The 24,734-nt window shown below is 67.0% G+C and carries 17 protein-coding genes; 8 read left to right on the top strand and 9 right to left on the bottom strand.

The features are described from left to right. Position 1: 1 nt before the first annotated feature. The 4 genes from HTUR_RS24840 to HTUR_RS24825 form a co-directional block, all read right to left on the bottom strand. Complete coding sequence (locus HTUR_RS24840; RefSeq protein ID WP_049942157.1) at positions 2 to 700, bottom strand: helix-turn-helix domain-containing protein; 699 nt, start codon at positions 698 to 700, stop codon at positions 2 to 4. Between the two features lie 249 nt (positions 701 to 949). Next, entirely contained in the window at positions 950 to 4,171 is a 3,222-nt protein-coding gene (locus HTUR_RS24835; RefSeq protein WP_012946134.1) for a bacterio-opsin activator domain-containing protein, read from the bottom strand. A gap of 279 nt (positions 4,172 to 4,450) precedes the next feature. After that, positions 4,451 to 4,867, bottom strand: coding sequence for a universal stress protein (locus tag HTUR_RS24830; protein ID WP_012946133.1), 417 nt, complete (start codon positions 4,865 to 4,867; stop codon positions 4,451 to 4,453). Positions 4,868 to 4,941: 74 nt separating this feature from the next. Further along, positions 4,942 to 6,051, bottom strand: coding sequence for a DUF354 domain-containing protein (locus HTUR_RS24825; protein WP_012946132.1), 1,110 nt, complete (start codon positions 6,049 to 6,051; stop codon positions 4,942 to 4,944). A gap of 437 nt (positions 6,052 to 6,488) precedes the next feature. Here HTUR_RS24825 and HTUR_RS24820 point away from each other — a divergent pair, with 437 nt between their 5' ends. Then, entirely contained in the window at positions 6,489 to 7,460 is a 972-nt protein-coding gene (locus tag HTUR_RS24820; RefSeq protein WP_012946131.1) for a glycosyltransferase, read from the top strand. Between the two features lie 114 nt (positions 7,461 to 7,574). Here HTUR_RS24820 and HTUR_RS24815 read toward each other — a convergent pair whose 3' ends face one another. The 4 genes from HTUR_RS24815 to HTUR_RS24800 form a co-directional block, all read right to left on the bottom strand. After that, positions 7,575 to 8,549, bottom strand: coding sequence for an NAD-dependent epimerase/dehydratase family protein (locus HTUR_RS24815; protein WP_012946130.1), 975 nt, complete (start codon positions 8,547 to 8,549; stop codon positions 7,575 to 7,577). Continuing rightward, on the bottom strand, positions 8,546 to 9,484 hold the full coding sequence (locus HTUR_RS24810; protein WP_012946129.1) for a hypothetical protein: 939 nt from the start codon (positions 9,482 to 9,484) through the stop codon (positions 8,546 to 8,548). The genes HTUR_RS24815 and HTUR_RS24810 overlap by 4 nt, the downstream gene beginning before the upstream one ends. Beyond that, positions 9,481 to 10,584 carry a Gfo/Idh/MocA family protein gene (locus tag HTUR_RS24805; RefSeq protein ID WP_012946128.1) on the bottom strand — a complete coding sequence of 368 codons (1,104 nt, stop codon included), beginning with the start codon at positions 10,582 to 10,584 and terminating at the stop codon, positions 9,481 to 9,483. The genes HTUR_RS24810 and HTUR_RS24805 overlap by 4 nt, the downstream gene beginning before the upstream one ends. Positions 10,585 to 10,707: 123 nt before the next feature. Next, the gene (locus HTUR_RS24800) at positions 10,708 to 11,667 is read right to left on the bottom strand and encodes a polysaccharide deacetylase family protein (protein ID WP_049942163.1); all 960 of its coding nucleotides are present in this window, start codon (positions 11,665 to 11,667) and stop codon (positions 10,708 to 10,710) included. 284 nt (positions 11,668 to 11,951) lie between these two features. Between HTUR_RS24800 and HTUR_RS24795 the strand changes: the two genes are divergently transcribed. The 3 genes from HTUR_RS24795 (at position 11,952) to HTUR_RS24785 (ending at position 15,643) form a co-directional block, all read left to right on the top strand. Next, complete coding sequence (locus HTUR_RS24795; protein WP_012946126.1) at positions 11,952 to 13,544, top strand: alkaline phosphatase family protein; 1,593 nt, start codon at positions 11,952 to 11,954, stop codon at positions 13,542 to 13,544. 271 nt (positions 13,545 to 13,815) lie between these two features. Further along, complete coding sequence (locus HTUR_RS24790) at positions 13,816 to 15,060, top strand: GNAT family N-acetyltransferase (RefSeq protein ID WP_012946125.1); 1,245 nt, start codon at positions 13,816 to 13,818, stop codon at positions 15,058 to 15,060. A 253-nt stretch (positions 15,061 to 15,313) separates the two neighbouring features. Next, positions 15,314 to 15,643: a hypothetical protein gene (locus tag HTUR_RS24785; protein ID WP_012946124.1), complete on the top strand. Its 330-nt coding sequence runs from the start codon at positions 15,314 to 15,316 to the stop codon at positions 15,641 to 15,643. 134 nt (positions 15,644 to 15,777) lie between these two features. Here the strand turns inward: HTUR_RS24785 and HTUR_RS24780 are convergent, their stop codons facing one another. Continuing rightward, a complete protein-coding gene (locus HTUR_RS24780) occupies positions 15,778 to 17,085 on the bottom strand; it encodes a hypothetical protein (protein ID WP_012946123.1) in 1,308 nt (435 codons plus the stop codon). Between the two features lie 459 nt (positions 17,086 to 17,544). Here HTUR_RS24780 and HTUR_RS24775 point away from each other — a divergent pair, with 459 nt between their 5' ends. The 4 genes from HTUR_RS24775 to HTUR_RS24760 all read left to right on the top strand — a co-directional run bounded on the left by HTUR_RS24775 (position 17,545) and on the right by HTUR_RS24760 (position 24,672). Further along, a complete protein-coding gene (locus HTUR_RS24775; protein WP_012946122.1) occupies positions 17,545 to 19,341 on the top strand; it encodes a hypothetical protein in 1,797 nt (598 codons plus the stop codon). Between the two features lie 648 nt (positions 19,342 to 19,989). After that, entirely contained in the window at positions 19,990 to 20,931 is a 942-nt protein-coding gene (locus tag HTUR_RS24770) for a hypothetical protein (protein ID WP_012946121.1), read from the top strand. A gap of 577 nt (positions 20,932 to 21,508) precedes the next feature. Next, positions 21,509 to 23,305 carry a hypothetical protein gene (locus tag HTUR_RS24765; RefSeq protein WP_012946120.1) on the top strand — a complete coding sequence of 599 codons (1,797 nt, stop codon included), beginning with the start codon at positions 21,509 to 21,511 and terminating at the stop codon, positions 23,303 to 23,305. A 206-nt stretch (positions 23,306 to 23,511) separates the two neighbouring features. Beyond that, positions 23,512 to 24,672, top strand: coding sequence for a glycosyltransferase family 4 protein (locus HTUR_RS24760; RefSeq protein ID WP_012946119.1), 1,161 nt, complete (start codon positions 23,512 to 23,514; stop codon positions 24,670 to 24,672). Positions 24,673 to 24,734: the final 62 nt, after the last annotated feature.

Here is a 24,734-nt window from a genome sequence, read left to right as displayed (position 1 = left end):
CTCAACAGAGCTTCGACGCGCAGAGCTCGCCGATCGCGCGCCGGAGCCGCTGAGAGACCGCCGACTTCGAGACACCGAGTCGGTCGGCCAGTTCGTCCTGGGAGATGCCGCGGGGAACGTCGAAGTAGCCCTCCTCGTGGGCGACGGCCAGCAGTTCCTCCTGTTTTTCCGTCAGAGCGACGACGCAGTCGTCCTCGTCGTCGGAGAGTCGCAGATGGTCGACCGTGACCGAGATGTCGCGGTCGCGGCAGTGGTTGTTGAACGAGACGAGATCGTCTCGGTTCGGGAACTGAAGCTGGACGCGCCAACCGTCATGGGAACTCGAGAGGTCCAGCAGTCGGCCGCCGACTTCGGCCGTCGCCGCGATGAACGTCACCGCTCGGTCGGTGAGTTCGACCCGGTAAACGCGCCGGTCGGGGTAGCGGTCCGCGAGCACCGGATCGGTGACCGTCGGATCCAGTTCGAGCGCCGACTCGAAGTCCTCGAACGAGTCGCCGGAGACGCTACAGAAGACGAGCGTCCGACCCGCGCCGACGGTGGTCCAGTATTCGGGCTCGACGGTGACGTCGGTCGCCCGTCGGAGGGTCGGTCGCAGGAACAGCGACGAGTGGTCGAGGCGGAGCTGGGTGACGATGCCGCCGTCGGCCTGGGACCGAACGCTCGTGCGATCGCTCTCGTATTCGGTGACGTCGATGCTCACAGGTCGATCCCTCCTCTCGGATCTCGGCTGTAATTCCTCGTTACCGCGAACTCGCTCATCGACTACTGAATTCGGCCGCGAGTACATGATGGTAGACGCTATACACGGAACCGGCGTCGGCGGGACCCGCTATATCTATTCACGCGTCGTCGTTCCGGTACGTTACCGAGTGGAAGAAATTGCGCCTTACGCTCCGATTCGTCGGTTTCGGGCCGCGGTAAGACACTAATACCCACACGAGGGTTGATACTATTCCTCGGCAGCGTCGGGTCGCTCGTCGAACAGCAACGCGAAGACCTTCCGCTGGGCCAGCCGCAGGTGGCGGCTGAACGTCGGCTGGGAGACGCCGAGCGAATCGGCGATCTCCTCGCCGGTGCTCTCGCGGGGCCACTCGAAGAAGCCGCCATAGTAGGCGGTCTCGAGGGTGCGGAGCTGTCGCTCCGAGAGCCGCGCGCGGAGTTCGGTGTCGAACGCGCGGGCGGGCTGAACCGATCGGTCGCGTTCGCGTCGGGCGACCAGATTCGCCCCCGGTTGGCGGCGCTCGATCAGGCCGACGAACGACCGGACGTCGACCGTGCTCGAGAGGTCGACGACGAGTCGGGTGCGATCGTCGACCGGAACGACGGAGCGCAACACGCCGCCGTGCTCGGCGAGGGTCGTCGCGAGCGTCGACGTCGTGAGGACGAGTTCGAGCAGCGACGCGTCCGGCCGCTCGCCGACGAGCCGTCCGGACTCGACGCCCGACACCGGTTCGACCGCCGCCCGGAGCGCGTCCTCGGTGACGTCGGTCGCGGTACAGAACACCGTCGAACCGGCCGAGGAGCGCGGGACGACGGCCTCGACGTCGAGTCGGCGCTCGAGTCGGTGGGCGACCGCCGACAGCGGCTCGTCGGCCCCCTGCAGGACGATCTCGAGTTCGGTGACGCGCTCGGAGAGCAGCGCTCGTTTGCGCTCGACGGCGGCGATCGCGTGACTGGCGACCGCCGCGAGATGGGTACAGACCGCTCGCGTGGCGTCGTCGAACGCCACCGGCTGCTCCGCGTAGACGGTGAGGGTCCCGTAACAGAAGTCGTCGATCGCCAGCGGGACGCTCAGCGCTGATCGGAACTCGCGCTCGGCGGTCCGGCGGTCCCACGCGCCGGTCGTCTCGTCCGCGTGATCGTCGGCGTCGATATCCACAGCGGCGGTCGGTTCGAGCGCCGTCGCCGCTCTCGCGGTCGGATGCGTCGACTCGTCGTCCCCGTCCATCGGAACCGACATCGACTCGATCGCGTCGCCGTTCCGCCCGGCCCAGGCGTCGGGCGTAATGTGGTCGGAGCCGGCCGAGACGTCACCGATCCAGGCCAGATCGATCGCCCCGGGTTCCTCGTCGAGCGAGAGGGAGACGAGCGCCTCGCAGAGCGAGGACTCGATCTCGCGGCGCGTCTCGCCGGCGAGCAGCGTCCGCTCGATCTCGCGGAGCCGGCGACAGCGGTCGACGACGTACTCGAGGCGTTCGAGGTCCGTCCGACACGATCGCACCGCCGCCGCGCCCTCGAGGGCCTCGAGGGCCGTCGCGGCCGCGGCGACGACGGTCTCGAGCGGGAGTCGGTCGCGCTCCCCGAAGGCCATCGGCTCGGTGCTCGTCGCGAGCACCACGCCGCGGTCGCCGACCGGAACGGCGACGACCCGTTCGGCACGGATTCCGGCGTTCGCGAGCACGGACTCGAGTTCCGACCGGTCGAATGCGACGGCGGGTCCGGCCGCGTCGGTATCGGTCTCGAATCCGGGCTCGTCCTCGGTCGCGGTCTCGGCCTCGGCGAGGCGCTCGAGCAGCTCGGTCTCGGCGGGATCGATCGGCGGCAGGTCGACCGAGCCGGCGGTCGACGCCGTCTCCACCGCCGCCGGCCTGAGGCGGTCGTCCTCGCGGAGGTACCACGCGGCGAGGTCGGCGCCCGCGCAGGTCAGCGCCGCGTCGACGGTCGCCCGCCGAACGGCGCCCGGCGAGTCGGCGGCCCGGATCGTCGCGACCGTCTCGCCGACGGTCGACAGCGCGGCCGCCGCCGAACGGCGCCTGTCGCGGACGACACAGAGGACCCGGTCGTCCGAGAGCGGCGTCACGAAGACGTCGACCGCTCGTCCGTCGAGGGCGAGCGTCCCCGAGAGCGGCTCCATCCACCTGGCGACCGTCGCCGACGCCCGCTCGCGGACCGCCGCGGCGAGCGCGTCGTCGAAGAGCGCGTCGAGTTCCCGGCCGACCAGCGGCTCCGCGTCGGCGGACTCGAAGAGACCGGCGCTGGCGAAGCGGATCGTCGACCCCTCGAGCACGACGAGTCCGTCCTCGACGGCGTCGACGACCGACTCGAGGAGGTCGAGCCGCTCGCGGTCGACGGGAGACGCCGCGGGGTCCGCCTCGCGCGCGTACACGGTGACGCCGTTCGCGCCGGGATGGACGGACACCGACAGCCGGCTCTCGAGCGACGAATACGGAGTCTCGAAGGTGACGACTTGCTCCGTCGCGGCCGCCTCCTGGAACCGTTCGGCGAACCGGCCGCGGACGGCGTCGTCGAGGAGGTCCCAGACGATGGTTCCGGGCTCGGCCGATCCGTCGGCGTCGAACAGTCGGTCGGCGGCCGCGTTGGCGTAGCGGAGCTCCCAGGCCGGCCCGAGGGAGAACACCGCCTCGTCGAACCGGTCGAGTGCCCGTCGAGCGGGGCCGTCCGATTCGCGGACCGACGCGGGCTCGAGCGTGCAGACGAGCCCGTCGACGTCGCGGTCACCGAGCCGGTTGGTACAGCGCAGGTCGTAGACGCGCCAGGTCCCGTCGGCGTGGCCGATCCGGACGGTCCCGCGCTCGGTCGTTCCGAACGCGGTCGCCGCCGCGGTCTCGAGGAGGTCGGTCGCCGACTCGCGGTCTTCGGGGTGGACGAGCCGCGTCAACGGCGTCCGCTCGAGTTCGGTCGGCGTGTACCCCAGTCGCGGTTCGACCGCCGAACTGACGGTCTCGAGGTCGCCGTCCGCGTCGACCACCCAGACGAGCGCGTCGGAGCGCTCGAGTACCGACCCGTCGCGGCGCTCCGGAGCGGTCTCGAGACGGTAGCGATCGGCCAGGTTCCTGACCCGCGTCGCGACGAGCGACGGCGGATCATCGGCCTCGACGACGTCGGTCGCGCCCGCCTCGAGGGCCGCTTCGGCGGCGCGTCCGTCGGCGGCCGCACCGTCGACGACGGCGACGACTGGCACCTCGCCGTCCCGGTCGCGGACGGCCGCGAGCGGCGACGGATCGGCCCCCGTCTCGAACGGACAGACGACGCAGTGGATCGCGAGTTGCGCGAGCCGCTCGAGGGCGGTCGCGAGCGTCCGTTCCCTAACGATCGAGATCGACTCGAGCTGCGAGGAGAGCGCGTCCGTCGCGGCGTCGACCCGCCGCGCGTCGCCGACGACGAGCACCCGAAGGACGTCGCCGGCGACGGTCGCGGTCCCGTCGCTCATCGTCCGACCGCCTCCGCCGGCGGACACGGGAGACTCGAGTTCTCGAAACCGAACCGGAGCGATCGGCAGCCCGGCCGATCGGCCGCCGAGCGCCCGCGGGTCGTCGGAAAACGTACCGCCACGATAGCGGGAATTCAGGATCGCGTGGGTTAATTATCGATGCCGTATCTGCGGGGTAATCCGCCATTAGCAGCGGGCGACCGCCCGGTTCTCGGCGAACGGCGGACGAAAGCCGTCTCGAGGGGGCCGCCGCGTGCGTTCTCGCCCGAGACGCTACGACTACTCGCGAACGGTGACGACCGGCACCGTCGCGTTCCGAACGACCTCCTCGGCGACGCTGCCGGTGACCAGGTGATCGAGTCCCGAGCGGCCGTGGGTCCCCATGACGATCAGATCGATCGCGTTCGTCTCGGCGACGTCGATGATCTCCTCCTGGGGGACGCCGTGACGGACGACCGTAGACGTGTCAACCCCGTGCGACGAGGCGGTCCGTTCGGCCTCCTCGACGGCCTCGTTGGCCTCCGCCTGGTGGTCCGTCCGCATCTCGTCCTGTTTATCCGTCGCCTGGGGGCCGTCCTCGGACACCGAGAGGAGGTGCAGCTTGGCTCCGAGCTGATCGGCGAGTTCGATCGCGTGTTCGGTCGCCCGACGAGCGGCGTCGCTCCCGTCGGTCGCGAGCAGAATGTTCTGATACATCGTGTGGCTGAACAGTCAACAGACAGGCGGTTACATATCGCACTTGCCGTTGCCGGCCAAGCGTCCCGACCGCCTCAGAGCTGGGGCTGCTCGCGCCGTTTGGGCTGTAGCGCGCCCCGGGTGGGCGAACTGAGCCGGTCGATGGACCCGCGGGAGAGGGCGACCTCGACGAGCAGATCGGAGAGGTTCACCAGCTCGGCGACGTACTCCTGGCGACGGCGCTCCCAGCGTTCGCCCGCGCCGTCGTCCGTGAGGATCTCGATCGAGCGGTCGCGAACCGCGGCGTAGTCGTCGAACTGCTCGGCGAGGCCGGCGCGCTCGAGTTCCTGAAATTCGCCGTACTCGTGGTCGTCGGTGCCCCGGAAGCGGAACGCGGGCGTTCCCAGAAGCGCGGCCTCGTTGACCATCGTCCCCGTGTCCGCGACTAGCAGGTCGGCCTCGGCCATCGCGTCGTGGATCATGGCGGGGTGGAGGTCGTACGGCCGCGCGGGGAGCTCGCTGAGATCCATCTCGTCGCCCTCGTCGGAAACGAAGACGGTCGCGTGTTCGCTCAGGCGCTCGATCAGGTCGCGGCGCTGCTCGGGCCGGAACCCCTCGAGGTCGGTGTCGTGGAGGGCGTCGAGGGCGTTGAACCGGACGAGGACGTACGGTTCGTCCGGATCGACGCCGAGGAACTCGCGGACGTTCGCGTCGGGTTCGAAGACGTCGGGGTGGAGGTACGCGCACTCTTTGAACCCCGCGAAGGTGTAGTGATCGTCGCCGAGATCGCGTCGCGTGACCGCAGGCGAGAGGATGCAGTCGGCGAAGGGTCGGGAGACGGTGTGGTTGAAGTCGCCCGGCTCGTCGTCGAGGACGAGGACGACCGGCGTTCGGGTCAGCGTCCCCGCGTACGCGGCGTAGGGGCCGCGACCGAAGACGACGTCCGGATCGAACCGCAGCGCCTCGCGACCGATCGTGTAGAACTGACCGCCGAGCTCGCGGGCGAATTTGGCCATGGAGTAGCCGTCGGTCTCGTGTTCGCCGTACACCCGATACGGCATGCCGAAGAACTCGAGTAAGTCCGTCGTACAGGCGTACTCCCGAGTCAACACGAGCACGTCGTGTCCCGCGTCCTCGAGGCGGTCGACGGCGTGTCGGTACAGATGGACGTGTGCGGGCGTATTGGCAAAGACGAGGATCCGCATCGACAGAACGTAGCCCGGAGCGACGCTTTGTAATAGGACGGCTACGTCGCTCGGGTCGGTGAGAGCGACGATCGTCGCCGTCGCGAGCCTCGCGGCGCGCTTCTCTCGGCGAACCGCGGCTCGCGGAATGTTGCGTACCGGGAAGGGGTGTGACGAGCACGCGAAATCAGTGATCGACTACCGATCCGGTGTCGATCCCGGCCCTCCGCAACGGACGGGTTCTGGCGGGTTGAAGGGGCGGTTTTGTGCCTCAGTACATCCGTGGAAAATATATAAGAGTAGATGAAGATAACTCGAGCGCTAGCGACCATTGCGTCGTCGGGGACGGAATTCTCAGGCCGATTACCGAACGTATACGGGGATTGATCGAGCCCGCGGCGCGGCTGACCGCTCTATAACAAAACGCCGCCGCCCGGTAGGTTCGGGGAGAGTCGGCAATGGACGTCCTCACCCTCACGGCGAACGCCGACGCACCGTTTATGAACCAGCAGATGGCGGCGCTCGAGGAGCGCGGCGTCTCCTTTACGACGCTGCCGGTCGCCGGGGAAGTCGCCGCCGACGTCGACCGCAGTCCGATCGACTACCTCCGGACCGTCCCCGACGTGATCCGCGAGGCGGGCAACGGCTACGACCTGATCCACGCCCACTACGGGCTGACGGCGCCGATGGCCCTCGCCCAACTGCGCACGCCGGTGGTGCTATCGCTGTGGGGATCGGACGTTCACGGCCCGGTCAAACCGGTCAGCAGCGTCTGCGCGCCGCTTTGCGACGAGGTCGTCGTCATGTCTCGAGAGATGCGCGACGAACTCGGCCGCGACTGTCGGATCATCCCGGACGGCGTCGATCTGGATCGGTTTCAGCCGGAACCCCGAGAACGGGCCCGCGAGAAGGTCGGGTGGGACGACGTCGGCGACGCCTATCAGGTGCTGTTCCCCTATCCCCCCGAACGCGGCGTCAAGAACTACCCGCGGGCGAAGCGGATCGTCAAGGCGGCCGACGACTTGCTCGAGCGACCGGTCGAACTCCGGACCGTCTACGGCGTCGACCACGACGCGGTCCCCGACTACATGAACGCCGCAGACGTCCTCCTGTTGACCTCCGACAGCGAGGGGTCGCCGAACTCGGTCAAGGAGGCACTGGCTTGCGACCTCCCCGTGGTCGCTCTCGACGTCGGCGACGTCCGGGAGCGGCTGGCCGGCGTCGACCCCTCCCGCGTCGCGACCGACGACGCCGAACTGGTCGAGGGCCTGGTGGACGTCCTGCGACGCGAGGAGCGCTCGAACGGCCGCGAGGCCGCCCGCGAGGTGAGCATCGAACGGACCGCCGATCGGATGCTCGACGTATACGAGACGGTCGCCGGCGAGCCGGTGACGACCCGGCCCGCTCGAGAGGCGCCGGAACTCGAGTGAATCGACGCTCCGAGGACGTACAACGGACTCGAAATTCTGGCAAAAGACGCGAACGAAAACCTTCCGTCGCCGCTGTCACTCGCCGATAGCTGCCGGCTTCTCCGTTCGGCGTGCCTACGCTTCCGTCCGGTACCACTCGAGTGTCTCCGGCAGGTGGGCCTCGATCGGCTGGTACTCGTAGCCCAGTTCCGCCTCGGCCTTCCGCGAGGTGTAGAAGAGCCGCTCGGTCGCCAGCCGGGCCATTTGGCGGTCGAAGGGGAACATGCGCACGTCGGCGACGGCGCTGGCCGCCTCGGCGACCGGGCCGGCGGCGTGGATCGCCGTCGCGGGCACCTGGATCCGGGCTGGAGAGCCGTCAGCCGCGTGGGCGATCCGCGAGACCGCCTGCCGGTAGGTGAGGTTCTCGCCGCCGAGGATGTAGTGGTCGCCGCTGGCGCCCCGCTCGGCGGCCAGCAGTAGGCCGTCGACGACGTCCGAGACGCCGACGATGCTCAGGCCGCCGGGGAGGTAGGCGGGCATCGTCGGCTCGAGCCCCATCGAGAGCAACTGGACGGTGAACTCCTCGTCGCCGGGGCCGAAGATCGACGTCGGGTGGACGGTGACGGCGTCGCCGCCGTCGGCCGCGTAGTCGTCGACCAGCCGCTCGGCCACCGCCTTCGACTCCTGGTAGGCGCCGATTGGTTCGGTGACGTCCGTCTCGTCGGCGAACGCCGCGTCGCCGTCGGGCCGGCGGGTCCCGGACGTGCTCGTGAAGACGAGTCGCCCGCAGTCGGCGTCCCGGCAGGCCGCGAGGACGTTCTCGGTGCCGTCGGCGTTGACCCGATAGACCGTCTCGGGGCCGGCGGTCCAGAGCCCCATTCCGGCCAAGTGGAAGACGACGTCGACGCCGTCAACGAGTTCGTGCAGCGTCGGGACGTCGAAGAGGTCCCCGACGTACCAGTCGATATCGGTTCCCTCGAGGTCGCCCCGGTCCGACGAGGGACGGCTCAGGGCACGAACGTCCCAGCCGTCGGCGAGCAGCCGCTCGCAGAGGTGCGTGCCGAGAAAGCCCGTCGCGCCGGTGACGGCTGCGGTTTGGCCTCCCGTCATCGCTGCTCGAGCTGTGGCGGAACGGCGTCGCCGGCCACTGCGGCGTACAGTCTGAAAGCGGTCGTGACGGCGGGATGGGTATCGTCCCGCGGCGGCAGTTCGCCCTCGGGCAAGCGGCGTCTGAGCGCCGTGAGGTCGACGTCGGACTCGGGATCGTCCGCGGCGCGTTCGAGGGAGACCGACGGCTCGTCGCCGTGTATCTGCCGAAGCACGGGGTCTTCCTCGATCGGTCGCTCGAGCAGCGACGAGCCGATCGCGTCGACCTGCGGCGTCGGCCCCGCGAACAGCGCGTCGGCCGCGGCCGGCTCGCCGCTGTAGACGGTCGTCGCGTCCAGTACGGAGAGGGTCGGCTCGATAGCCTGCGTCGCCGCGACGGCGGTGGGGTCGGCGTCGGCGACGCTGCTCACGAGCCGACCGAGCGCGCGGCTGCCGCCGGCGACGGGGCCGGCTTCGGTCGGCCGCAGCGTGGGCACGACGACGACGGTGCTCTCGACGAGTTGGTCGGGGACCGACACCGACACCTGCTCGTCGTCGACGGTGGCGATAATGTTGCGCCGGCCGCCGTCCGCGAGGTCGACGAGGTCGACGTCGAACCGGTCGGCGATGGCCGGATAGTCCAAGTAGGCGGCGGTCCGATCGAACGCGATCCGCTCGTCGCTCGCGCCCGCGATGGCGACGTCGGCGTCGGTCCAGATCCCGAGCTGTCCGGCGATCGAGCCGACGACCGCGGGGTCGGTGACCATCCCCGACGACGGATGGAACGGGTAGTGGGCGTCGGGGACGAGCGTGATCCGGTCGGCCGCCGTCAGCGAACTCACGTAGGGCTCGAGGACGGCTCGAACCGGCGACTCGAGGGTCGCCAGCCGGCGGTCGACGTCGGGCGTCCAGCCGCCGTGTCGGTCGGGATCGTCGACGCCGGTCACGTGGACGCTCACGGCATCACCTCCGGCGTCTCGATCTCGGCGTCGTCGCTCTCGGCGGCCAGTTCGTAGGCGGCCTCGGCGAGTTCCAGCGTCCGCCGGCCGTCGGCGCCGTCGACCGGGGGTGTCTCGTCGTTGCGGACGGCTTCACAGAAGTCTTCCAGCGCGTCGTAGTGGGCCTGCAGGTAGAAGGTGGGGCCGAAGACGTCGGGCTCGTCACCGGTAAACCGACTCGCGACGTTCGACAGGGCGGATTTGGCCGCACCCGCGTAGAAGTTGTTCGGGATGTGGTCCTTGTTGCTGACCGTCCCCGTCACGCCCTCGAGGCGCAGCCGGGTGTTGACCTCGGGGAGCTGTTCCCACTGGTAGGTGCCGCAGTGAAGCGTGATCGTCGTCTCCGTCTCCGGCGCCCGGAGTAAGACGGTCGCGGCGTCCTCGGCGGGAATTTCGAGGGTCTGTCCCATCGTCGCGTCCCGGACCTCGAGGTCGCCGAACAGCCACTCGAGGACGTCGAAACAGTGGACGCCGAGTTCGATCAGCGAGCCGCCGCCGGCGGCGTCGGGGTCCATCGGCCACTCCGGAGGCGCCTCGTCGGCCGGCGGCTTCCCCAGCGGGTGGTCGTTGAGCCGCGTGATCGAAGCGTAGGGGACGTGGCCGACGCTGCCCTCGTCGTACTCGTCTTTCACGCCGACCATGTCGGGCTGGTAGCGCAGCGTGTGGTCGACGCCGACGGCGATCCCCGCCTCGCGGGCCGTCTCGAGCATCCGGTCGGCCTCCTCGGTCGACCGCGCCAGCGGTTTCTCGACGAAGACGTCGACGCCCGCCTCGGCGGCGCGTTCGACCGCGTCGGCGTGGAGAAACGGCGGCAGGGCGACGATCGCTGCATCGAGGTCCTCGTGTTCGAGCAGCGTCGTGTAGTCGTCGTACGTCCGCGCGACGCCGGCGCTGTCGGCCCGGTCGCGGTTTTCCGGAACCGCGTCGGCCGCCGCGACGACGTCCACGTCGGGCATCGAAAGCGCCGACTTCAGGTGAACCATGCCGATGTTCCCGACGCCGAGCACGCCGAGTTCGAACGCGCTCGAGTCGGTCCATCGACTCAGAACTGTCGGTGGCATCTGCCCGAAAACGGGCCGGGAGCAGGCTTTGTTATCGTCGGCATACCCGCGGTCCGAGGACGGTAGCAGCCCCCTTCACGCGAGGGCCTCACGGCGGTACCGCGGTGGATCGGTCGGCGTCGGTCAGTTCGATCGAACCGTCGCCTGGCCGTCGACGCCGTCGGTGGCGCCGTCGATTCCAGTCTCGCTCGCTCGCCGGACGCGGCGCGCGACGTCGCCCATCGTTTCGACGGTGAGGTCGGTCTCCGATCGGCGCCGCTCGAGGTAGGAAAGGATCGACCGCATCCGCTGGTCGTCCCGCTCGCTCGTGAGGTTGTTCGGGTGGAGCCACATGTGGAAGACGCCGTCGGATCGGACCGCCTCGTCGATCCCGCGGCGGGCCAGTTCGAGCATGGGGTCCGTCCAGATCGACTCCGCGACGGTTCGGGCGGGCCCCTCGAAGCCGAAGAGGAACAGCGAGGCCGGCACATTGACCAGCCCGTGCTCGTCGGTTCGGGGGGTTGTCACCAGCGACTGATCGCGGACCGTCGAGTCGAAGACGCCGCGAACGCCGTCCCGGGTCGGCGACCGACCGCGGTACGCCGAGACGTCGTACTCGGCCAGCACGTCCCGATGGCCCACGTCGTTGCGTGGGTAGACGAACGAGTCGATGGACTCGCCCCACTCGGCGGCGATGTCCGTGGCTCGATCGAGCTCGGCGGCGGCGAGTTCCCGATCCGTCCTCGGATCACCGAAGAGGACGTGCGAGAAGGTGTGACTGGCGAGTTCGTGGTCGGCGTCGGCCTCGAGAACGCCCTCGACGAGGTCGGGACCGAACCGGAGGTCCGCCCGGTCGGCCCACGCGCCGCGCTCGCGATCGAACCAGCCCGGCGGCGCGGGATGATCCTCATGAACGCCGTCGCAGGACTCGAGCATGAGGTGACCGACGACGGCCCACGTCGCCGGAACGTCGAACTCGTCTAGCAACTCGAGCATCACCGACCAGCCGCGGCGGCCGGACTCGACGCGGTCGGCCGGCGGCTCCGGGAGATCGTGGAAGCCCCAGCCGAGTTCGGCGTCGAGGGAAACGACGACGCTACCCACGGCACCCACCACCGGTAGCCACTCGGATGCGTCTCATATACGATTCCTGATGAACGAACCGTTTTGTTATGGATCACCTGTTTGGGCTACGGCGGGACATAACGGCGTGTGTATGGTCAAGGTACACAAGCCACACCTGTGAAACTGGCCCCGAACGCGACACCGGGAATTCGACAGCGAACCGACCGTATCAGCCCGAATACTAGTGAAATCTCCCCATAACAAAGCCCCGAACCCATCATTCTCAGGACAGCAGGCGTCTTCGACGTCACACCTATCCAATCATGAGCAGGTCTTCCCCGACAGCCGAGCGCGCGTTCGTGCTCGGGTTCGACGGCGTACCGTGGAGACTTATCGACCAATGGAGCGAGGAGGGGGAACTCCCGAACTTCGCTCGGATGCGCGAGGAGGGCGCCGCCGGAACCCTCGAGAGCACCCAGCCAGCGACGACGCCGCTAGCGTGGCCGTCGATCGCGACCGGCGTCTGGCCGGACAAACACGGGGTCTACGGTTTTCAGAATCTCTCGTCGGACTACACCCACGAGATGTACACCAGCCACGATATCAAACAGCCGACCCTCTGGGAGCAAGTCACGCCGGCCCACGTCGGCAACGTCCCGATGACGTATCCGGCCCAGGAGATCGACGGCACGATGGTCACCGGGATGATGACCCCCTCGACGGACAAGGAGTACACCCATCCCCCCGACCTCAAGGACGAGATCGAGGCGCGGATTCCCGACTACGACATCAGTCTCGACTATCCCGACTACGCCGACCGACTCGACGAGTTCGAGGTGGCCGTCGACGAGATGCTCGAGACGCGCCGCGATCTGATGCGCCTCCAGATGGATCACGCCAGCGACGACTGGCGGCTGTTCTTCTTCGTCTTCACCGCTCCCGACCGGTTCCAACACCTCATCTGGGACATGGACCGGCTGCTGGCCCACTACAAGGAACTCGACGCGGTCCTCGGGGAGGTGATGGAGTACACGGACGAACACGACGCCGATCTCTACGTCGTCTCCGACCACGGGTTCGGCCCGATCGAGGAACTGGTCTACGTCAACACCATCCTGGAGCAGAACGGCTATCTCTTCGAACAGGAGGACGAGGGCACCCGCGGCGCGCTCGCGAGCCTGGGGATCTCTCGAGAACGCATCACCGACGCGCTCAACCGGGTCGGGATCTCCGAGGAGAAGATCGTCTCGACGCTGCCCCGGTCGCTCGTCGACACGGTCGCCGAGCAGATCCCGGGCGATCACGCGCTCTACGACGTCGACTACGACCGGACCGTCGCGTTCGTTCACGGCGCGGGCTGTCTGTACGTCAACGACACCGAGCGCTTCGGGAAGGGCGTCGTCGATCCGAACCAGATCCCCGCACTGAAGACCGAACTGACCGATCTGCTCGAGTCCGTCACCGACGAGGACGGCGAGCGGATGTTGAGCGTGTTCGACGGCGACGAACTGTTTCCGACCGACGACGAGGCGCCCGACCTGATCGTCATCGGGAACGGCGTCTACGAGGCGCGCAACGCCCTCACCGACTCGGTGACCGGCGACACCGGCACCTACGACGCCAGTCACCGCAAGGAGGGGATCGTCCTCTGTCGCGGGCCCTCGATCGACGCCGGCGCGGAGCTGCGGGGCGCTCGCGTCGTCGACATCGCGCCGACCCTGCTCCACGGGATCGGCGAGCCCGTCCCGAAAAACGCCGACGGTCGCGTCCTCTTCGACGCCTTCGACGAGGACGCGATCCCCGCATCGACGAAAGTCGAGCGGACCGGAGTCTCGAAGGAAGATCGCGACGGTGACGTCGACGACGACTTCGACGACGTCGAGGACCGGCTGAAGGGCCTGGGCTATATGGAGTGAGCGACCCGACTCGAGGCGTCATTGCGATCGGATCGACGTCGGAGACGGACGGCCGCTCGCGGCTGCGTTGTCGGTGAAATGCGCCATATTTTGACCGTAGCTGTCGACACACTGTCGGGGAAACGGATACAGCCTCGTAACTGACATCGGTCAACAGCGATTATCGACGTCCTGTAGCGTATTCAGGCTCAATCTCTTTTGGTCCGTCTCCTGAAATAGGAGTATCGAGCGCGCCGGGATTGCGACTGTCACCGGTGCGACGGGTCCGTCCATGAAAGATCTGACATCGAAGCCCTCGACGTCGTCGTGTCGGGTTCGCCCCTTCGAGCCGAGCGATCGGGCGGCGCTGCTGGGGCTGTACGAGCAGGTGTTCGGCCGGGAGCGAAGCGTCGACTGGTTTCGCTGGAAGTTCGAGGACAACCCCTACACCGACCACGTGCCGATCATCGTCACCGAACGGGACGGCGATATCGTCGGTTGCCGGGCGTTTTTCGCCCAGGAACTGCGCATCGACGGGACCGAACGGGTCGCGTTCCAGCCCTGCGATACGATGGTCCACCCGGACCACCGCAACGAGGGGCTGTTCAGCCGCATGAACGAGTACGCCCTCGAGCGGTACGCCGGAACCGACGGCCCGCCGGCGTGCTGTTTCAACTTCCCGAACGAGAACTCCAAACCAGGGAACCTCAAACACGGCTGGCGGGAGATCGGGACCGTTCCGGTGTACTACCGGCCACAGGATCCCATCGGGAGCGTCAAGGCGTTGACCGACGGTGAGGACGGTCCCGAGGGGAGCGACGGCGCCGCGACGCCCGACGGCTTCGATCGGAGCGCGAGCGGCGAGGAGTGGGTCGTCGCCGACGAGTTCGATTCGGGCGTCGACCGCGATCTGCCCGGCGGCTGCGATCCGTCCGAGGGCGCCGAGACGAGCGTCGCGGACGCGCTCGCCGAGATGATCACGAGTTCGCAGCGAGCGGGCGACAGACTCGTCACCGACTCCGACGGCGAGTTCGACGTCGTCCGGTTCGAGACGCCGCCCGCGGACGTCCTCGAGGAAATCTATCGACGGTCGATTCCGCCGGGAATCCACACGAATCGGACCGCCGAGTTCTACCGGTGGCGGTGTGCGAACCCGGCCCACACCTATACGGCGTACGTCGCGGTACGAGACGGCGAGACGCCGGTCGCCGCGCTGATCTGCTCCGAGGTCGACGAGCACTTGCGGATCGTCGAGACCCTGCCGCGGGAGATCGGGGCCGAGGCGACGGCGATCGACCGCCTGCTGGCGACGGTCCTCGCGGACCGGTCGGACAACCACTACGTCACCGCCTTCGGGGAGACGCTGCCGTCGCCGCTCCAGTACCGGTTCTATCCCGACACGCGCTTCCCGCTGTCGACGCTGATCCGACCGAGCGCGCGGACGCTCCTCGCTCGGGACTTCGGCGGCGCCGACGCGATCGAGGAGACAGCGGTGGACGACTGGGCGCTCTCGCGGCTCGATCTGGACACCTCCTGACCGTTCTCCCGTCGACGCGAGCAGAGACGGGCACTGTACCGAGCGATAGCCGAAGCAGTGTTCCCGCCACTGCAACTCCCGTGCCGTGATACCACGCCTCTACCGGGTCATATCGGCCGTTCGTATTCGTGCGATCCCGAACGAGACCTCCGCAGTTCGGTGCCTGACTGGGTATCCGTCCGGCTGTATTTCTCGAAAAGCTACCATTAATTCGACAAGAAAGCTTATACCGTGAAGGTCGGCTTATCGAAGTATGGCACGTGACACTCCGGTACAGAACGACGCTGCCAGTACAGACGCGGAACCACTCCCGAACCTCGTGACCATCGTCGGCCGGGGCGTCCCCTCGAGTTTCGAGATCACCGTCGACGGTGAGATCGAGATGGACGCGGCCGATCCCGTCGAGGAAGCGACGATCGTCTCTGGGAGCGTCGCGGAGGGAACGATCGACGTCGGCGTCCAGCGGTTCCGATTCGACGGGCAGGTGACCAACGTCCACGTCGTCGACTGGAACGGGAACGCGGTGCCCGAGTCGTCGAGCGTCCCGGACGTCCACGTCGATTACGGCGTTCCCCAGCGGTAATTCATCGAACCCGGGTAGGGGTGCGGTTTCTGCGGCCGTCGATCCGATCGCCCAGCGGTTGCTGTGGCGTGAGTCGATTCTCGAGGGGAGCAGTAGCGACGGCGCGCTCACGAACGCTCCGTCCTACGTCCCCGCTAGCGGCCGTGCCGAACGCGGCGCAGACCAGACTTCGCCGTCGCCCAGGCGGGATAGACGGCGTTGTAGACGCTGGCCGGAGCGTTTCGGGCGCCGGCGCGGAGGAGCCGATGCGACAGCGGCGGTTCGGACTCGGAGACGAGTTCGTCGAGATCGACCTCGTCGAGCCACGCGAAGAAGGCCGCCTCGGCCGGCGACGACGGGTCCGTCTCACGCGCGCGCTCGCGAATATCTTCCCACATGTACTTCTCGTCCTGACCGAGCACCCACCGCCCCTCTTCTAAGGCGGTCCGGATCTCGCGGTAGTCCTCGTCGCCGAACGGGTAGCCGTGGTCGGTCGGCTCGAGTCCCGAGAGTCGCAGGCCGACGGCCGTCCGGTAACACTTCTCGCACTCGCCGCAGTTGCCGTCCATGCGGTCGTTGCAGGTCTGCAACTGGAGGTCCGGCTCTTCCTCGCGGATGTAGTCGGCGATCGCGTCGATCCGCTCCTGACGGGTCAGTTCGTAGCCGTCGTGGTGACACCGCGTCCCCGCCCACCGGACGTGATCGTCGATGTCGGGACGCGACCCCCACTCGAGGTCGATTCCCTCCCAGTGGGTCGCGGCGACGTAGAGGTCCTCCATGCCCCGCGCGTAGGCCATCGGGGCACAGAGCCCGAGCAGGCCCAGCCCGTGGCCCACGGAGCTGTACCAGGCGCCGTCGACGTAGCGCTTGTAATGGGCCAGGAGCATGGGGTGGTCGAGGAAGGAGAGCATGTTCGACTCGACGAAGGCCGTCTCGAGGCCGTGCTCGTCGGCGAAACCGGTGACGCGCTCGCGGAGCGCGTCCCACTTCTCGTCGTCGGCGGAACTGGGCGTGATGGTCCAGCCGCGGATGCTGACCAGCGTCGGCTCCTCCTCGCGGTGGCGGACGTACGAACACGTCGAGTCGACGCCGCCGGTGAAGAGCAGGCCGCTCTCGCCGCTCACGTCGGGGTCGGCGTCGATCGTCTCCTTCGCGTAGAGGGTCCCGCCCTCGAGGAAGTCGTACATCTCCCGCAGCGACGCCTCGACGTCCCCCAGCGCTGCGGCGAAGGTGGCGTCGACCTCGTCGACGTAGACGTCGGCCCCGTTGGCCCACGCCACGGGACAGACCTGCGCGAGGACGGGGATCGCGAGCACCCCCTCCGGGACGTCCGCGATCGGGACGTCGTACTCGGTTCGGAACGATTCGGTGGTGAAGAACCGCTCGAGGTCGCCGGACGTTCGAACGTCCGCCTCGAGGGTCGTACCGTCGGCCTGGATGTGATCGATGACGATGGATGACATAGCGTATGGAAGTCGTGATCGGCTGTCGCTGCGGCGCGCTGTTCGTGTCGGTTCGACCGAGCACGAACGGGTACAAAAACCATCAGAACCGTTGATCGTTCGGAAATCGGGAATGCAACGCATATCGACCGGTCGCGATCGATAAGCGGTGATTACGGCCGGGCCGCCGGAAGCGGGACGGCCGACGCGACCGGCAATCGAACCGTACGCACCCGAGGACGGCGGCCCGACCCGGAGAGAGGCTCGAACGTCGCTGCGGGGCTCGAAGACCCCTGCGAACGGATCGGTCGATGGTCGTCGACGGCCACAAAGCGACGGGAGCGAATTGAGCGCTGACGAACGCTCCCGAGAAATGGCCCCAGTGGGATAGGAGCCGTATAACAAACGTCGCTATCGATGACCCTCCGGTCAACACATGCGTATCGACATTGGACCGGACCGTCACCGTCTCGAGCGAGCATGAAGCGGACGACGTTCAACGGCCTCGTTGCCGGCGGATTCCTCGCGGTCGCGATCGGGATCCTCGTCGCGAGAGCGAGCCCGGCGACGAGCTACGAACCGTCGATATACACGGGAACGCCGACGCTCACGTGGATCGGATTCGGGATCGCCCTCGCCGTCGCCGTCAGCGCGGCGCTCGTCTGTCGCGGCCGCGAGCAGGCGCTGGGAATCGCGCTCGGCGGGACGACGGTCACGGCGATCGTCAGCCTGCCGGTGATCAGGAACTATCGGTTCCTGGGGATGGGCGACGGACTCTCCCATCTCGGCTGGACGCGGGACATCGTCGCGGGGCAGATGGCGCCCCACGAACTGTTCTACCCCGCCGTTCACACGATCGCGGCGGCCTTTCACTACGTCGGCGGCATCCCGATCGAGCGCGGACTCCTGTTCAGCGTCGTCATCCTGTTCGTCCCGTTCCTGATCTTCGTCCCGCTGATCGTCCGGGAGATCGCCGGCGACGGACTGGCGATCGGGATCGCGGCGATCGTTTCATGGATGGTGTTACCAATCAACAACGTAGCGACGCACATGGGCGTGCACACGAACTCCAACGCCCTCTTTCTGGTGCCGGTCGTCGTCTTCGCGTTCGTCGCGTACCTCCGGCGCCGGGCGACGATCGAGCGCCTCCCGCTTGGGCTGTCGCCGTTCAGCCTCCTGATCTACCTCACGGGGCTCGGGCTCTTACTGGTCCACCCCCAGCACATGATCGGCGTCATCGTGTTGATCGGCTCGATCGCCAGCATCCAGTATCTCGCCCGGCGACGGTACGACGATCATCCCATGCTCGATCACCCCACGATGTACGCCCACACGGTCGTGCTCAGCGCCATCTTCACCGTCTGGGCCGTGAGCAACCAGCGGTTCCGCGACGCCTTCGCCGGCCTCATCATCGGCATCTTCGAGGAGGACATCGGCGGTGGAGCCGAGGTCGGACAGCGCGAGTCCTCCCTTCAGGAGATCGGCGGCAGTATCGCTGAACTGTTCGTTACGATGTTCCTCGAGCTGGCGATTATCGCGCTCGCCGTCGGCGTCTTCGTACTGCTGGTCTGGCTCGGGCGGACCGCGCTCGATCCGGAGACGAAATCCCAGATCAACTATCTCTCGCTCTCGCTGTTCCCGCTGACCGGACTGTTCTTCCTCTACTTCGTCGGGACGCCGACGATGGCGTTCCGGCAGGTCGGTTTCATCGCCGTCCTGCTGACGGTGCTGGCGGGCATCGCGCTAGCCCGCGGTGTCGGCGCGCTTTCGGGTGTCATCACGCGCCCGGGCGCCAGCGCCGTCACGGCGCTCCTCCTCGGCGGCTGTCTCGTCCTCGGGCTGATGACGGTGTTCGCTTCGCCGATCATCTACAGCCCCGGCCAGCACGTGACCGACGAGACGTTCAGCGGCTACGAATCCGCGCTGGACCACTCGAGCGAGGACACGCCCCTCGTCGGGATGGGACACAACCCGTACCGGTACGACCACGGGCTCAACGGTCTCGAGGGAGAGGGCACCCTCTCGGCCGGCTCGTCCACGACCGGGACCGTCGATCCGGAGACGTTCGAAGCGGGCGACTACGACGAGGCGTATCGCGGCATCGACTACAACTTCGTCGTCACCGAGTACGACCTCACGCGCGAGCTCGAGGTCTATCAGGAGCTCCACTACAGCGACGAGTCCATCGAGGACTTCGAGACCGACTCGAGCGCCAACAAGGTGATCTCGAACGACGAGTTCCGGATGTACACCGTCGACGGCGCGGAAGAAGAGTAACCGCACCGCTTTCCGAACCGTTCCGTCGAACCGGTCGCCGCTTCTCTCGCGCGCGTTAGTCTCTTTGGATGCAGACCGAGTCGATCAGCCCGGCCGTTCCGACCCGTCACTCGTTCGGCCGCGTCCGCGTTCGGCCCCGCACACGGGTTCGGCCGGTGGACGGCGACTCGAGAGCGCCCGCTGTCCGGACAGAGTGAGTTCGCGGTGCGAGCGGTCGCCGCGCGTATCGCCGGGGTAGTCACGTCCGCGACCACCGTGTCGATCGGCCGATCGAGGCGCCTCGGTACCGACGCTCGAACGAGTATCCCTGATCCGCGGTCGCTGCCGATCGACGAGACGGCATCATATTGTCATGAACGTCCGAATAATCGTCGAACAGTCGCGGCGGTTCGGTTCCGCCACGTCGAGTAACCAGTCAGATTTCGTGTCTCGAATCGACCGCTACAAGACCTCACACCCAGCGTAACGACGCATTTCCGCGCTAAAATCCTGTTACTGGACGGTCTATTACCCCGCCATCATTCATAATTTCTTGATAGAATAGCCATATATTCTGTCTTATTCGTCAGAGTTAGAAATATATTCTGTAAATTTAATCCATATCCCCAAGGAAAAGTTTATGAGTGCAAGCCCAGGTTACGCAAGTGTATGGCGCAGAACCCCCGTACGTCCGAAACGGACACCACGCCGACTACAGGCCGTAACGACGGATTAAGCCGCCGCAGCTACGTGCGCTCGGTCGCCGCCGCCGCCGCCGCGGTGACGTCGTTCGGCGCAGCCGGCACGGTTGCCGCCCAAGGCGACTACGAGGTTATCGAAGCCAGCGGCCAGACGATCACCGTCGGCGACGGTGAGACCTGGGAGAACAAACTCCTCGATCTGACGAACGGCCAAGACATCGTCGTCGTCACCGAGGGAAGTGACTGGACGATCCGAAACGTCGGCGTCAAAGGCCGCAACACCTCCGGGACCGGCTCCTCGATGTTCGGCATCTCCGACGCCGGCGGCTCGAGCACCATCGAGAACGTCTATCTCGGCGACGGCTCCGACGAGCGAAACGGGAGCTCGAGCGGCCACGGGCAGACGGCCTTCTGGGCCAACCCCGAACACTCCGGTCACATCGACATGAAGAACGTCAACATCCAGAACTTCGCGGACAACGCGGTCTACGGCTCCGCGCCGGGCAACGCCGGCGGCGGGACGATCCACATCGACCGCTGTTACGCCGCCAACTGTTACGTCTCCCACTTCCGTCTCGCGACCGAGGGGAGCAAGGTGACGAACTCCAGCGTCCTCGTCGACGACGAGGGCTACGCCGGCCGCGGTATCTGGGCCTGGGCGCCCGGCACGATCGAGGTCGAGAACTGCCAGATCTCGATGAACGGCCAGAACACCGCGATCGCCGCCGGCGCCAACGGCAAGGGGACCGAGGTCGTCCTCCGAGACACCGACTACGACGAGACCGCCGGCATCGCCGAACACGCCGGCTCGAACGTCCGACTCGAGGGCGACTCGGGCACCGACCCCGAGGCGTTCATGCCGAAGGGAACCCCGACCAGCGCCGAGGAAGCCGCCTCCGGTTCCAACTAACGCCCCTCGCTGACGCGACGCGACAGCCCCCTCCCCGATCGCCCCCACGATCGGTTCGCCGCCGCCTCCGCTGACGCCCCCTCCTTCCGCCGACGCAGCCGCCCCCTCCCCCGCTGACGCTTCCCCTCCGCTCACCCCGTTCGTTTTCCCCGCTGATTCGGCGTTTCGTTCCCGCGCGTTCGTCGACCTCTTCGTTCGACTCGAGTCGACGCGATCTGGATCAGGATCCTATATGTGACAAGTACTAGCACACATCAGAGTTCCTTCCGAACTCGAGCTTCCAAACACACCAGTGTCTCGGGACGAGCCGCTCGCCGAACGGCCGAAATAGGCCGGTAATACGGTATTACTCGCCTCTGAGTGGCCATCGAGAGCCGGTCAAAGTCCTTCAGAGTCGCTGCGTCGGTGGGTAATACACTGTTACTACCAGTCGAAAGCAAATATTCGATAATACAATATCGCACGTATTTCTCCGAATAGTTTTGTTGATTCACACTCACGAAATAACTATCGTCTGTAAATTTTAAGTATGTCAGAGGAGAAAGTTTATGGTGGTAGTATCGGATTACCTGATTGCATGGCACGCGACTCTTCGGTAGCGGACGACGATCGGTGCGTCGGCGAGGACGCGCCGACGACCGACGACGGATCGGACGGATTGCTCCACCGGCGATCGTACATGAAACTCGCTGGTGCAACGACGGCGGCAGCGACGTTCGGGACGAGTGTCAGCGCCGCCGAGGACTACGAGGTCATCCGCGCGAACGGACAGACCGTCCGGATCGGCCGCGGCGAGACGTTCGAGAACAAGCTGATCGATCTCACGACCGGGAACAGCTTTCTGCTGCTCGTCGAGGGAGCAAACTCCGTAATCCGAAACATCGGATTCGAGGGGCTCTACCGCGGCGACCAGTTCCTGATCTCGATTCAGGCCGACCGCGGCGACGTCCTCTTCGAGAACATCTACATGGGCGACGGCGCGACCAAGGAAGGCGCGGACTTCGTTCACGGACCCGGCGCGGTCTTCATGCACAAGGAAAGTCAGGCGAACCTGACGTTCCGCCGGTGTAACGTGCAGGGATTCCCGAACAACGGCTTCTACTGTTCCAACACCGCGTCCGGACCGAGCAGCGTCCACTTCGACACCTGCTTCGGCAAGAACAACGGCGTCACGACGTTCCGCTGTGCGAGCGGCGACGACGTGATCGAGAACTGCGTCGCGTACAACGACGACACGGACTACGGCCGCGGCTACGGCGGCTACACCGAGACCAACGGCCGCCCCGTCTGGGTCTGGTCGGGCGGCGACGTCACGATTCGCGACTCCCACTTCGCCGACGGCCCCTACCCCTACGCGATGGTTGCCGGCGCCAACGGCTCGGCCGGTCGCGCCACCTTCGAGAGCGGCGGCTACCGCGGCACGATCCAGCGAGCGAGCGGATCGACCGTCACCGTCGCCGACGCCGTCTCGAGCGATCCCGATCTCTCCGTCCCCGACGGCGTCCCCACATCGGCCGAAGCGGCCGCCTCGGGCGACTCGAGCGCCGCCTCGATCGGCAAAGCGAACGCCGAAAGCGCCGCGGGCGACGAGCAACTTCCCCACGTCGTGCTCGTCGACGGCGACGCCGCGGACGTGACGCGCTACGAATTCAGCGTCGACGGCGCGGTCGAGGCCGCGAACCACGAGGGAGCCTCGATCGACGTCGGCGACGAGATTACGGACGGGCAGGTTCACGGCATCGTCGCCGACTGGAAGGACGCCTTCCGGTTCGACGGCGACCTCGCGGAGCTCACCGTCGACGGCCCGGGAAGGGTCCTGGTCGACGGCGAGGAAGTCGATCCGACCGACTACGGCGAGGAGCACCCGCACGTCCTCGAGGTCGCGGGTCGCGGCGTTCCGACGAGTTTCGAGATTTCGGTCGAGGGCGAGATCGAACTCGACGGGGAGGACGACGTGACGACGATCACGGAGTCGACCGTCCAGAGTTCGGTCACCGACGGCACCCGGACGTTCCGGTTCTCGGGCGCGGTGACCGACGTGACGATAATCAACGGCGGCGCCGACGTCAGCGTCGACGGCGAAGAGATCGATCCGGCCGACTACGGCGACCACGAACTGCTCCCCCACGCGCTGGTCATCGACGGGACGGACGCCGACGAGCCGAGCGCCTACTCCTTCGAGACCGACGGCGCGGTCGTCAAGTCCACCCATAGCGAGGCCACGATCGACGAAGACGACGTGATCGAGGACCGAGCCGTTCGCGGCGTCGCCGGCAACTGGGCCGACGCCTACTGGTTCGACGGCGATATCGAGGACTTCACCCTGCGCGGTCACGCGACCGTCGACGTGCAGTACAACGTTCGCAAACAGTAATTCGCGCCGTCCGGTGATCGTCCCGTTCCGGATCGGTCGCGCGGGCGGCGGGGCGAGAACGGTCGCCCGCTCGCAGCGTATCGACGGCGGACGGTCGACGATCGAAGTTCATTTTGACTGTTGCATTCCTTGTTACTGACCGGTACGTATCGAGTACGTTCGGTACGAGCAGTATAACAATCCATTTGATAAGCCATCGTCGTGGTATGAACATCGGTTTCTACCACGATGCCGCCGGAACCCGCCACGCCGGCGGGATCGCCGTCTACACGCAGCAGATGGCGGCCGCACTCAGTCGATCGAACGACGTCTATCTCTATACGCAGCGCGGAGAGCCCGCACCGATCGTCCGCGAGTCGGACGTTACCGTCATCGAGACCCCGTCCTTCGACAGCGACTGGCCGGTCTCGCTCGAGGAGGCGCTCCCGCTCGGCTCCCAGGACTGGACGAAAGCCCGAATGACGCTGTGGGCCGAGCGAAACGGCGTCATCGACCACATCGACGACACCCTGGACGTGCTGTTTACCGCCCACTATCTCGACGATCTCCTCCTGTCGAATCTGGTCGACGTGCCCACGGTCTACACGTACCACCGGCTCTCGGATATCGGGGTCGGTGCGAAACTGCAACACGCGTTCTCCGCGACGGAGCTGATTCTGGCCAACTCGCCGGAAACCGCGGACCGAGTGGAATCGGCGTTCGACGTCGCGGTCGAGGAAATCGTCTATCCGGGCGTCGACACGGACCGGTTCCGGCCCGACGCCAAGCCCGTCATCTCGAGTTCCGATCCGATCATCCTCTTCGTCGGCCGACTGGTCGAATCGAAGGGGATCGACGAACTGCTCGAGGCGGTCGCCCGACTCGAGGGCGACCAGGAGCTTCATGTGGTCGGGCGCGGCGACCAGGAGCGGATCCGCCGGCGGGCCCGCGACCTCGGAATCGCGGAGTCGGTGGTGCTCCACGGCGAAGTTCCCCACCCCGAACTGCCGGGCTACCACGCCGGCGCCGACGTGTTCTGCCTGCCGAGTCACGACGAGAGCTTCGCGATGGCCAACGTCGAGGCGATGGCCTGCGGGCTGCCGGTCGTGACGGCCGATCTCGAGGCGATCCGGACGTACCTCGCCAACGGCGACAACGGACTCCTGGCTCGAGTCGGGGACTCACAAGACCTAGCTGACAAACTCAGGCTCGTACTCGAATCGTCGACGTTGCGGGCGCGGCTCGGCGAGCAGGCTCGTGCGGACGCGCAGGCGTTCGGGTGGCGAACGCAGGCACGTCGACTCGAGGCGTTCTGTTACGACGCCCTCGACATCGAGGAGTCGGTCGAAGAGGGTCGGCCCGACCAGCCACACCCGAGCACGGTTTAACCGGCGACGCCGCGGCTCGCCGAGCGCAACAGACATCGACGATACAATTTTTCCTCCCCCGA

The sequence above is a fragment of the Haloterrigena turkmenica DSM 5511 genome (assembly GCF_000025325.1).
In the GTDB taxonomy this organism is placed as follows: domain Archaea; phylum Halobacteriota; class Halobacteria; order Halobacteriales; family Natrialbaceae; genus Haloterrigena; species Haloterrigena turkmenica.
This window is presented reverse-complemented; position numbering and strand designations above follow the sequence as displayed.

Coding starts and splice junctions, on each gene's coding strand:
- HTUR_RS24835 (WP_012946134.1), bottom strand. CDS start 4,171: ATGAGCGACGGGACCGCGACCGTCGCCGGCGACGTCCTTCGGGTGCTC.
- HTUR_RS24830 (WP_012946133.1), bottom strand. CDS start 4,867: ATGTATCAGAACATTCTGCTCGCGACCGACGGGAGCGACGCCGCTCGT.
- HTUR_RS24825 (WP_012946132.1), bottom strand. CDS start 6,051: ATGCGGATCCTCGTCTTTGCCAATACGCCCGCACACGTCCATCTGTAC.
- HTUR_RS24820 (WP_012946131.1), top strand. CDS start 6,489: ATGGACGTCCTCACCCTCACGGCGAACGCCGACGCACCGTTTATGAAC.
- HTUR_RS24815 (WP_012946130.1), bottom strand. CDS start 8,549: ATGACGGGAGGCCAAACCGCAGCCGTCACCGGCGCGACGGGCTTTCTC.
- HTUR_RS24805 (WP_012946128.1), bottom strand. CDS start 10,584: ATGCCACCGACAGTTCTGAGTCGATGGACCGACTCGAGCGCGTTCGAA.
- HTUR_RS24795 (WP_012946126.1), top strand. CDS start 11,952: ATGAGCAGGTCTTCCCCGACAGCCGAGCGCGCGTTCGTGCTCGGGTTC.
- HTUR_RS24790 (WP_012946125.1), top strand. CDS start 13,816: ATGAAAGATCTGACATCGAAGCCCTCGACGTCGTCGTGTCGGGTTCGC.
- HTUR_RS24785 (WP_012946124.1), top strand. CDS start 15,314: ATGGCACGTGACACTCCGGTACAGAACGACGCTGCCAGTACAGACGCG.
- HTUR_RS24780 (WP_012946123.1), bottom strand. CDS start 17,085: ATGTCATCCATCGTCATCGATCACATCCAGGCCGACGGTACGACCCTC.
- HTUR_RS24775 (WP_012946122.1), top strand. CDS start 17,545: ATGAAGCGGACGACGTTCAACGGCCTCGTTGCCGGCGGATTCCTCGCG.
- HTUR_RS24770 (WP_012946121.1), top strand. CDS start 19,990: ATGGCGCAGAACCCCCGTACGTCCGAAACGGACACCACGCCGACTACA.
- HTUR_RS24765 (WP_012946120.1), top strand. CDS start 21,509: ATGGCACGCGACTCTTCGGTAGCGGACGACGATCGGTGCGTCGGCGAG.
- HTUR_RS24760 (WP_012946119.1), top strand. CDS start 23,512: ATGAACATCGGTTTCTACCACGATGCCGCCGGAACCCGCCACGCCGGC.